The 9,918-nt window shown below is 33.3% G+C and carries 8 protein-coding genes; 4 read left to right on the top strand and 4 right to left on the bottom strand.

Annotated features, from left to right (window positions below; genetic code table 11):
* Nucleotides 1-526: 526 nt before the first annotated feature.
* From Q4548_RS05550 to Q4548_RS05540, 3 genes are all read left to right on the top strand, one after another.
* Nucleotides 527-1,669 (top strand): sterol desaturase family protein, encoded by a 1,143-nt coding sequence (locus tag Q4548_RS05550; RefSeq protein ID WP_303452387.1) that lies wholly within the window; start codon nucleotides 527-529, stop codon nucleotides 1,667-1,669.
* Between the two features lie 105 nt (nucleotides 1,670-1,774).
* Nucleotides 1,775-2,797: a Holliday junction branch migration DNA helicase RuvB gene (ruvB, locus tag Q4548_RS05545; protein ID WP_303452385.1), complete on the top strand. Its 1,023-nt coding sequence runs from the start codon at nucleotides 1,775-1,777 to the stop codon at nucleotides 2,795-2,797.
* A gap of 3 nt (nucleotides 2,798-2,800) precedes the next feature.
* On the top strand, nucleotides 2,801-4,522 hold the full coding sequence (locus Q4548_RS05540) for a SulP family inorganic anion transporter (protein ID WP_303452383.1): 1,722 nt from the start codon (nucleotides 2,801-2,803) through the stop codon (nucleotides 4,520-4,522).
* Here the strand turns inward: Q4548_RS05540 and Q4548_RS05535 are convergent, their stop codons facing one another.
* Nucleotides 4,523-6,019: a DUF4301 family protein gene (locus tag Q4548_RS05535; protein ID WP_303452381.1), complete on the bottom strand. Its 1,497-nt coding sequence runs from the start codon at nucleotides 6,017-6,019 to the stop codon at nucleotides 4,523-4,525.
* A gap of 197 nt (nucleotides 6,020-6,216) precedes the next feature.
* The gene (locus tag Q4548_RS05530; RefSeq protein WP_303452379.1) at nucleotides 6,217-6,714 is read right to left on the bottom strand and encodes a 4'-phosphopantetheinyl transferase superfamily protein; all 498 of its coding nucleotides are present in this window, start codon (nucleotides 6,712-6,714) and stop codon (nucleotides 6,217-6,219) included.
* Nucleotides 6,715-6,895: 181 nt separating this feature from the next.
* Between Q4548_RS05530 and ahcY the strand changes: the two genes are divergently transcribed.
* Entirely contained in the window at nucleotides 6,896-8,209 is a 1,314-nt protein-coding gene (ahcY, locus tag Q4548_RS05525; protein ID WP_303452378.1) for an adenosylhomocysteinase, read from the top strand.
* 77 nt (nucleotides 8,210-8,286) lie between these two features.
* On the opposite strand, the gene Q4548_RS05520 is transcribed toward ahcY, so the two are convergent.
* Both Q4548_RS05520 and Q4548_RS05515 read right to left on the bottom strand, forming a co-directional pair.
* Nucleotides 8,287-9,264, bottom strand: coding sequence for a transketolase family protein (locus Q4548_RS05520; RefSeq protein ID WP_303452376.1), 978 nt, complete (start codon nucleotides 9,262-9,264; stop codon nucleotides 8,287-8,289).
* 61 nt (nucleotides 9,265-9,325) lie between these two features.
* The gene (locus tag Q4548_RS05515; RefSeq protein ID WP_303452374.1) at nucleotides 9,326-9,904 is read right to left on the bottom strand and encodes a Maf family nucleotide pyrophosphatase; all 579 of its coding nucleotides are present in this window, start codon (nucleotides 9,902-9,904) and stop codon (nucleotides 9,326-9,328) included.
* Nucleotides 9,905-9,918 lie beyond the last annotated feature (14 nt).

Raw genomic sequence — 9,918 nt, 5'->3', positions numbered from 1 at the left:
TTCAAAATATAAATGAAGTGTTTCTTCTTTTTTATGATGTTTTACTAAATCAAAGTGATCAATTAAGAATTCAGGTAAGATCAGTTTTAATAAGTCTGAGGATAATTCCAATATAAGTCAGTTTAAAAACTCCTAAATTAATGCTATCCTAATTCACACACAACTTTTGGGCTTGATCCATAATTAGGGAGAATTAAAAGAAATATAAGGATATTGAATTGAGGAAATGATGGTTTTCTAGGCAAGTAATCATTAAAAGGGGTAAGTGAAAATTAGGCTTTAAGGTTCTCAACAGTGTTCAAGATGATTAAATTGTTTGAATCCTCTACTAGGTTTTTTATTATAATGATTTATAGTGGCATAGGTATTTAAAATATAAACAAGTAAAAAAAAGTTACAAATCTGTGTGTTAATGTTTTTTTTACGACTACAGATTAACATTTTTTTAAGAAGTGAAACTTAGGTGAAGATCCGATTTATGGTTCGTAATATCTTTGTTATTTTTGCTGTATAAAATTTTAGTATTATGAAAGGAGAAGTTTCTTTGATGCCTCAAAACGACAAAGCAAGTCTGTTTATTGCAATTGCTGTTGTCATGTTTGTTTTAGGTACTGAGTATTTGATTGCTCGAAGAAAAGGAAAGACGATTTTTAGATTTGAAAATACCATTGCAAATATTTCTATGGGTATTTTTGATCGAATAGCAGGAGTCTTTATGGTGCCTATTATTTATTTTTATTTTCATTATCTGCATGAGTACTTTGCAATTTTTGAAATTCCAGAAACTGTAGGGTGGTTTGTTTTTGCCGTATTTGTTTCTGATTTTACATGGTATTTCTATCACAAGTCTGGACACAAAATAAATTTGTTTTGGGGGGCTCATATCATACATCACCAAAGTGAAGATTACAATTATTCAGTAGCATTTAATTTAACTCCTTTTCAGGTATTTGTAAGGGTTATGTTTTGGTCTTTGATGCCTATTATTGGTTTTAGTGCTAAAATGGTTTTAGGAACACATCTAGTAATTGGTTTGTATCAATTTTTATTACATACTCCTTTAATTCCAAAATTAGGAATTATAGAAGAGTTTATGGTAACTCCTTCTCATCACAGAGTACATCACGGAAGTAATGAAAGATATTTGGATAAAAATTATGGTGGTGTTTTGATTATTTGGGATCGATTGTTTGGTACATTTCAAAGAGAAGATGAAGAGGTGAGTTATGGAATTACAAGAGATATCAATTCAAGAGGTTTTTTAACAGGTGTTTTTCATTATTATGGAAATTTATTTCATTTAATGAAGCAGATGCCAACTCTTGGAGGAAAATTAAATGTTTTGCTAAAAGGCCCAGATTGGATTCCTGCATCAGGTGAGTTAGAGCATTTGCCATTGTATGTAGATAAAGGAACGTATGAATATAAAGTATACACAAAAGGTCAAAAAACATATATTATAGGAAGTTTGGTTTTGACCATTGTTGTGCTAGGATTCATGTCAGCGTTCATAACTTACATTCCAACTGCTGGTATGGAAATCATCACAATGTTTATTTTAACAACTCTAATTACCATAGGAAGGATGATGGAAAAACAACCCGTGGTAACTTTAGAGTTGGTGAAATATGGAGTGGTTTTGGCTTATGTAGGCTATCTGTTTATATAAAAACGTAGTGTAGACAACAAGATTTTAAATGCAGAGAGGAGCTTCTATAAGTTTCTCTCTGTTTTGGTATCTAAACCTTATATTTGTAAGTAGAATCTATTAGAAATGAACGAAAACTTAAACCCAGATAATTCAAATTTTTCAAATGATGAATTGGATGTAGAAAAAAAACTACGTCCTCTTTCTTTTGATGATTTTACAGGTCAGGAGCAGGCTATAGAAAACTTAAAGATTTTTGTAGAGGCGGCTAATATGAGAGATGAAGCACTAGATCATACTTTGTTTCATGGACCTCCAGGGCTGGGGAAAACAACATTGGCTCATATTCTTGCAAATGAATTGAATGCGGGAATCAAAGTTACTTCAGGTCCCGTTTTAGACAAGCCAGGAGATTTAGCGGGTTTGTTAACAGGGTTGGATGAAAGAGATGTTTTGTTTATTGATGAAATTCATAGATTGAGTCCTATTGTAGAAGAGTATTTGTATTCTGCAATGGAAGATTTTAAAATTGATATAATGATTGAGTCTGGACCCAACGCAAGAACGGTTCAAATCAATTTAGAACCTTTTACCTTGATAGGAGCTACCACTCGTTCAGGTTTGCTAACAGCTCCAATGCGTGCACGTTTTGGAATTTCTAGCAGATTACAATATTACGACACAGAATTGCTAAGTACTATTGTACAGCGTAGTGCTCAAATTTTGAAAACACCAATCAGCATGGAAGCGGCAATAGAAATTGCTGGAAGAAGTAGAGGAACACCTCGTATTGCCAATGCATTACTGCGAAGAGTAAGAGATTTTGCTCAAATAAAAGGAGATGGAACCATTACCATAGATATAGCAAAATATGGATTGAAAGCTTTACATGTAGATGCTTATGGATTGGATGAAATGGATAATAAAATTCTAAAAACGATTATTGAAAAATTCAAAGGAGGGCCTGTGGGTATTAGTACATTGGCTACGGCAGTAAGTGAGAATTCGGAGACTATTGAAGAGGTGTATGAGCCATTTTTGATTCAACAGGGATTTATTATGAGAACTCCAAGAGGTAGAGAGGTTACGGATTTAGCATACAGACATTTGAGTATTACCAAACCAACCAATCAAGGAGAATTGTTTTAAGCTATGAAAAATATATTTCCCATACTAGAATGGCTGCCTAGGTATTCTAAAGAAAAATTTAAAGCAGATTTGGTAGGTGGTTTGACTGTTGGAATTGTATTGATTCCTCAGGGAATTGCGTATGCTTTGATTGCAGGTTTGCCACCAATTTATGGGTTGTATAGTGCGTTGTTACCCCAAATTATGTATTTAATTTTTGGTACTTCACAGCGTGTTGCTGTGGGGCCAGTAGCTATGGATTCCTTAATTGTTGCTGCCGGAATTTCTACTTTGGCGGTAGCAGGAACCGATGCATATATTTCCTTGGCTATTTTACTAACGTTTATGGTTGGGCTTTTTCAGTTTGTGTTAGGGATTGGGAAGTTAGGTTTTATCGTGAATTTTTTATCCAAACCAGTGATTAGTGGCTTTAGTTCTGGGGTAGGTTTGATGATTGGGGTAAATCAATTGAAAAACTTGACGGGGATAGACATTCCTAGAAGTAGTCATTTGCAAGCCATTGTGTATTCGTTTGTTAAAAATTTTCAAGACTTAGATGTTCAGACTTTTTTAGTTGGAGGAGGAGCAGTTGCTATTTTATACCTTGTTAAGTACACAAAAATAAAAATTCCAGGCCCCTTGTTGGTTGTGGTTTTAGGGATTTTAATTCTTCATTATTTTCACGATTATTTGCCAAATGTTAATGTGTTGAAAGAAATTCCATCAGGATTGCCTTCTTTTGAAATGCCAACATTTACTTATAAAATGATGGCAGATGTATTTCCAATAGCTTTGACTTTGGCGGTGATAGATTTTTTAGAGACAATATCAATAGGGAAATCTTTAGAACAAAGTACAGATGATGTTGTGATACAGCCTAACAAAGAATTGGTGGCCTTAGGAATGATGAATATGGTAGGTTCGATGTTTAAATCATATCCAACAAAAGCAAGTTTTTCTAGATCGGCAGTTAACGATGAGGCGGGGTCTAAAACGGCTATGGCAGGTCTTTTTTCGGTGATGGTAATTGTAATTGTATTGTTGTTTTTAACGACTCATTTTTATTATTTACCCAAAGCAGTTTTGGCTGCTATTATTATGGTTTCCATTGTTAAGTTGGTAGATTATAAAGAAGCTTCTAGATTGTGGATCTTGAATAAAAGTGATTTTTGGATGTTGATCGCTACTTTTGCAGGAACTGTTTTTTTAGGAATCAAAGAGGGAATTTTAATAGGGGTGGTTTTGTCTCTATTAATGTTGATTGCAAGAACTTCTAGACCTCATGTAGCTGTATTGGGTAGAATTCCGAACACCAATATTTTTAGAAATATTGAAAGATTTGGAGAGGTAGAAGTAGATGAAAATATTTTAATTATACGGTTTGATGCAAGAGTTTATTTTGCAAATGCCAATTATTTTAGTGAGATTTTACAACTTGAAGTTCAACGAAAAGGAGAAAAACTAAAACTTGTTTTGTTGGATTGTGAATGTATCAATGGTGTAGATAGTACGGCGATACAAATGTTAGAATCAGCAATAGATTTCTATAACGATAAAAAAATAGAAGTCTTCTTTTCTAACGTAAAAGGTCCGGTGAGAGACATGCTTACCAAAAGCAATATTGTTGATAAAGTTGGTTTTCAAAAGTTCTTTATCAACAATAATGATGCTGTTACCTACTTTAAAACGGGTAGGTTAGATAGAAAAGAAGACTTGACTAATTATATTGAGCAAGCCAATGTTTAATTAAGCTTGGTGCATTGGCGAAAGCAAATCTGTTACTGTTTTTACAGGGTTGAATGTTTCGATAGGTACTTCTACAAACACAGACAACCAGTCATGCATTGCACCGTTCCATAAACCTGGTAATTCTAAACCTTTTACCTTAATTCCGTTAACTGTTTTGTCTGTAATAAAAACGGCATCGTGGTTTACGTACTTGGTCAAATCAAATTTATTTCCTTCAAAATCTCTAACAGAACAAACAATGTCTACAGGATTAAAATGGGTTGCTTGGTGCATTACTCCTAACTGTTCTTTATTGGTTTTGTCAACCTGAGCACTTTCTATAATTTGTAAAGACACACCACCTTCAGTATTGCTAATCCAGAAAGGTCCACCTCCTGCATCTCCCTGATTTTTAATCATACCACAAACTCTAATAGGTCTGTTCAAGAAATCTATCAAACAATCGGTATCACAGCTATCATCAAAACTAATAAAGAAGTTTTCCATAATAAAATAACGAACTTCTTGTACGTCTAAATTTTTAGAATTACTTTTTAAAAGTGTTAAATAATGGAATATTTTTTCTTGTAAAAACAATAATTTTCCAGCCAATACTTGTTTGTATTTGATGGTTTCTTCCATGTGGTTTTGGTGACTTACATTATCAATATTTTTGATAAAAATAACGTCAGCATCTAGTTCGTTTAAGTTTTCAATCAAAGCTCCATGTCCACCAGCTCTAAATAGGTAGTTCCCATTTTCGTCCTTAAAAGGAGTATTGTCGTAATTCAACGCAATGGTATCAGTACTTGGTTTTTGTATAGAATACGATATGTTAAAGGTTACTCCAGAATCTGAGTAGTTGTTTTTGATGTAGTCTTGAGCCTTTTTCTGAAATTTTTTCACAAAATCAGGGCTTACAGTAAAATGAATATTTACTGTTTGATTTTTACAAATAGCATAATAGAATCCTTCGTCAATTTGTTCCTCCAAAGCAGATTTGTTATCAATATCGTATTGGTGAAATTTGATCAATCCTTTTGGAGTTTTTTGATAATTCAATCCATTGTCTACGTCACTTAAAATAAAGCTTAAGAACAATAATTTGTTGGTTAAATTGTCTAATTTTTTAATAGAAGGATAAAGTTTGTGAAACTCTATAATCACATCTTTATAAAAAGGAAACTTATGTAAGTTGTTAAAAAAGTATTGTGACATTGGGTTGTTGGTTTTAGTATTGTAAAACTCAGACAAACCTTTGAACATTCTTGAGGCCAAACCAGAAGCGGGAGTAAATTTAACGATAGAAACCTCTTGTTGTTTCAAGTTGTAAATATTCATGAATTTACTTCTGTCGTAGCTGTTAATTTCAATAATTCCATCGCCAAGGGTAGCAATTCTATCTAATTTGATAGTCGGAGTACCTTTTACAAATGCCAACATTTGATGTGCAAGCATCTCTTTTGTAATACCTCTCTTGTCAATTTCCTCTCTTAGTTTTTGTTCTAACCTCATACTTGTTTTGATAATTTTAATAACACTTTTTTTTGTAAGACACTCCCTATTATTTAAGTAGGGATTTTATCTAAGACAATAATAGTGATATTTATCTAATTAACTACTAGTAGGAAAACATGTTTTTGTAAAGCTTTTGTCAATTTTTAATAAATATATGTTAATAGAATCTTTTTGAGTGGTTTAGGTGATTTATGTTAGTTTTGGTTAAGAGTCAAAGCAATTGCTAACGAATAGTTTTCTATTTGATAGAAATGAATGTGGCAGTTTTGTTGTAGTTCATCTGTATTAATGTAACCATCTGCATTTTTAGTGTTTAAGTTTTTGACAATCAGATCTTGTTTAAAGTTTAAACCACCACATGGATGAATTTTAAACATAGATTCTTTTGCACCCCATACAAAAGTTAGTTGTTGTATGTATGCTTCATCTGTCAGTGTGTTTTGTTCTAAATCTGTAAAACGATGACGGATAATTTTAATTTTATCCCTGTTTTTTTCAATGTCTATTCCCACAATTTGGTCAGAAATTACAATAGCAGAAAAGTCAAAAGAATGGGTGATAGAAATGTGTCTTTGATCTTTTAATAGGGGTTTTCCAAATTCATTGTAATACAAATCTTCATCATTCAGTTGAATTTGTTTCAACAAGTGCCTGATGCTTAAAAAACCTTTTTGATGTGAGACTGATTTCATGGAATTCAATCTATTTATACTGTTTTTAGATAAGTAAACATCCCTTAAAATATCTAGGCTCTCGGTAATTTTCCACACATAAATAATCGTATTTGGTGTGATTTGGAATGTTTTAAATAAAGACATTTATTGTAGTAAGGATTTCGTAAATTTGTAGTCTAAAAGCAACAAAGATAGTAATATGAGTTTAGAAACAACATACGTTCCTTATAAAGTAAAGGACATCTCATTAGCAGAATGGGGTAGAAAAGAAATTAGATTGGCTGAGTCTGAAATGCCAGGTTTGATGAGTCTTAGAGAAGAGTATAACGGTCAAAAACCATTGGCAGGGGCAAGAATTGCAGGGTGTTTGCACATGACAATTCAGACAGCAGTATTGATTGAGACTTTGGTAGATTTAGGTGCAGAGGTAACTTGGTCTTCTTGTAACATTTTTTCAACACAAGATCAAGCAGCTGCGGCAATTGCTGCAACAGGAGTTCCTGTATATGCTTGGAAAGGGATGAACGAAGAAGAGTTTGATTGGTGTATTGAGCAAACTATTTTCTTTGGAGAAGATAGAAAACCATTGAATTTAATACTAGATGATGGTGGTGATTTGACCAACATGATTTTGGATAAATATCCTGAATTAGCAGGTGGAATTAAAGGTTTGTCAGAAGAAACAACTACAGGGGTTCACCGTTTGATAGAGCGTGTAAAGGCTGGAACTTTACCAATGCCTGCTATTAACGTAAACGATTCTGTAACCAAGTCTAAGTTTGACAACAAATACGGGTGTAAAGAATCTCTAGTAGATGCTATTCGTAGAGCTACGGATGTAATGATGGCTGGTAAAGTTGCCGTTGTTGCTGGTTATGGTGATGTTGGAAAAGGTTCTGCCGCATCATTAAGAGGAGCAGGAGCAAGAGTAGTAGTAACAGAAATTGATCCTATTTGTGCTTTACAAGCTGCTATGGATGGTTTTGCTGTTAAAAAGATGGATGATGCAATTAAAGAAGCTGATATTGTAGTTACTACAACAGGTAACAAAGATATTATTGTAGGTCGTCATTTTGAAGCATTAAAAGACAAAGCAATTGTATGTAACATCGGTCATTTTGACAATGAAATAGATATGGCTTGGTTGAATAACAATCATGGAGATTCTAAGGTTGAAATCAAACCTCAGGTAGATTTGTACAACGTAAATGGAAATGATGTAATTGTATTGGCAGAAGGGCGTTTGGTAAACTTAGGATGTGCTACAGGACACCCAAGTTTTGTAATGTCTAACTCTTTTACAAACCAAGTATTGGCTCAATTAGAATTGTGGTTAAATGCAGATGCTTATGGAAATGATGTTTACACGTTACCAAAGCATTTGGATGAAAAAGTTGCTCGTTTGCACCTGGCAAAAATTGGTGTAGAATTAGATGTTTTATCAGAAGACCAAGCAAGTTATATTGGTGTTTCTGTTGAAGGTCCTTTCAAACCAGAATACTACAGATATTAATATTTGTACAGTTTATAACAAAAAAACCTGTGAATTTCTTCACAGGTTTTTTTTATGTATAAGCTTAGATCTTAGAACTAAGCTTGTTTTCTTTGTATTACTTTTTGAGCAGAAGCAACAATTGCAGCAGCGTTCAATCCGTATTTGTCCATCAATTGAGCTGGAGTTCCAGATTCACCAAAAGTATCATTTGTAGCAACAAACTCTTGTGGAGCAGGAGTGTTTAATGCTAATGTTCTTGCTACACTTTCTCCCAAACCTCCTAAAAAGTTATGTTCCTCAGCAGTAACAATACATCCTGTTTTGGCTACAGATTTGATAATAATCTCTTCATCCAAAGGTTTAATTGTGTGAATGTTGATTACTTCAGCACTAATTCCTTTAGCTTCTAACTCTTCTGATGCTTGTAAAGCTTCCCAAACTAAGTGACCAGTTGCAATAATAGTTACATCGGTTCCTTCTGTCATTTGAATTCCTTTACCAATCACAAATTTGTTTTCGTGTTCAGTATCCGTAAATTTAGGCATGTAAATAGGCACTACAGGTCTACCAAAACGTAAATATACAGGACCATAGTGTTCTGCAATAGCTACAGTAGCAGCTTCTGTTTGATTGTAATCACATGTGTTGATTACCGTCATTCCTGGTAACATTTTCATCAAACCTAAATCTTCTAAGATTTGGTGTGTTGCTCCATCTTCACCCAAAGTCAAACCTGCGTGAGAGGCACATATTTTTACATTTTTATCAGAGTAGGCAATAGATTGTCTAATTTGATCGTATACACGACCTGTAGAAAATCCTGCAAAAGTACCTGTGAAAGGAATTTTACCACCAATAGTCAAACCTGCAGCAATTCCCATCATGTTAGCTTCTGCAATACCAATTTGGAAAAATCTTTCAGGATTTTCTTTGATAAATTCATTCATCTTTAATGAACCAATTAAATCAGCACATAAAGCAACTACATTAGGATTTGTTCTACCTAAGTGAGCCAAACCAGCACCAAAACCTGAACGAGTATCTTTTTTCTCTGTGTATGTATATTTTTTCATTTTACAGTTCTAACGTTTAATTGCCGACAAAAGTAATAATTTTATAATGGGATAGGGAATTTTATAAAAAGTTTTTAAGCTCTTTGTACAACTTGCTGGTTGGTATTCCCACAACATTTGCATAACTACCTTCTATTCTTGAAACTCCAATCCATCCAATCCATTCTTGAATACCGTAACTTCCTGCCTTGTCAAAAGGTTTGTAATGATTGATGTAAAAATTAATTTCTTCAGAATCCAATTCCTCAAAGTAGACTTTTGTTTTGTCTGTAAACACTATCGATTTTTTATGAGTAGCAATACAAACAGATGTAATGACTTCGTGACAAGTACCAGATAAGGTTTCTAACATTTTACAAGCTTCTTCTTTGTTAGAAGGTTTTTCAAGCGCTTTGTTGTTTGCCCAAACAATAGTATCTGCGGTTATTAAAAGTTCATTGTTAGAAATTTTGATGGTGTTTGACTTCTGTTCTGCTAAAAATTCTGTGATTTTTTCAGAGGTTAAGTGATGTGGATAAACTTCATCACAATCAGAAGTTCTTATTTCAAAAGGAATGTTTAAGTCTTTTAAAAATTGTTGTCTTCTAGGTGATTTTGAACCTAAAATAATTTGATAAGTATTGAGTAGTTGTTGTAGCATTTACTTGTAATCTG

The sequence above is a fragment of the Wenyingzhuangia sp. 2_MG-2023 genome, assembly GCF_030548295.1.
GTDB lineage: Bacteria > Bacteroidota > Bacteroidia > Flavobacteriales > Flavobacteriaceae > Wenyingzhuangia.
Note: the sequence above shows the minus strand (reverse complement) of the source record. Positions and strands in the feature narration are given on the sequence as shown.

What these genes read in the sequence shown, in the direction of transcription:
- Q4548_RS05550 (WP_303452387.1), top strand. Translation starts at nt 527, where the DNA reads ATGAAAGGAGAAGTTTCTTTGATGCCTCAAAACGACAAAGCAAGTCTG.
- ruvB (WP_303452385.1), top strand. Translation starts at nt 1,775, where the DNA reads ATGAACGAAAACTTAAACCCAGATAATTCAAATTTTTCAAATGATGAA.
- Q4548_RS05540 (WP_303452383.1), top strand. Translation starts at nt 2,801, where the DNA reads ATGAAAAATATATTTCCCATACTAGAATGGCTGCCTAGGTATTCTAAA.
- Q4548_RS05535 (WP_303452381.1), bottom strand. Translation starts at nt 6,019, where the DNA reads ATGAGGTTAGAACAAAAACTAAGAGAGGAAATTGACAAGAGAGGTATT.
- Q4548_RS05530 (WP_303452379.1), bottom strand. Translation starts at nt 6,714, where the DNA reads ATGAAATCAGTCTCACATCAAAAAGGTTTTTTAAGCATCAGGCACTTG.
- ahcY (WP_303452378.1), top strand. Translation starts at nt 6,896, where the DNA reads ATGAGTTTAGAAACAACATACGTTCCTTATAAAGTAAAGGACATCTCA.
- Q4548_RS05520 (WP_303452376.1), bottom strand. Translation starts at nt 9,264, where the DNA reads ATGAAAAAATATACATACACAGAGAAAAAAGATACTCGTTCAGGTTTT.
- Q4548_RS05515 (WP_303452374.1), bottom strand. Translation starts at nt 9,904, where the DNA reads ATGCTACAACAACTACTCAATACTTATCAAATTATTTTAGGTTCAAAA.